This is a genomic window from Neisseria sp. P0009.S007, from assembly GCF_051962515.1.
Genome location: NZ_JBQCVF010000954.1, coordinates 1 through 367 on the forward strand (window position 1 = coordinate 1; position 367 = coordinate 367).

Annotated in this window: 1 protein-coding gene; it reads right to left on the reverse strand. The window is 28.3% G+C overall.

All coding sequences use genetic code 11. From position 1 onward, the window contains the following. Positions 1–367: GTPase (locus ACTHS3_RS17280; RefSeq protein ID WP_440368675.1), on the reverse strand; the 367-nt coding region annotated here is incomplete at both ends.

Consider the following 367-nt stretch of genomic DNA (forward strand, 5'->3'; position numbering starts at 1 on the left):
CCGCTCATATCAATTAAACATAGGGCTTGATTCTCGTGTATTTTTATTCTTCCTTCAATATTCTGAGTTCTACTTTTAGCAAATCGCTCATGAAAAAAAGAATTGATTAGGGTAGTTTTCCCAACATTAGACAACCCAATAATAATAATTTTAGGTGTTAAATGAAGATTTTTAATTTCGTCTATATTTAAAATTTCTCCTTCTTTTATTTTTTTTATTTCTGAAAAAGGCTGTTTAATGATAATTAAAATAATTAATATGACTAAAGGAAGTGAAAGAGCTATTATCCATAAATGAAGGTTTTTAATACCTAAAATAGTGGGGGTTGTTATGCCGAGAGTGGCAAAAAAGCTTATTATTCCACATG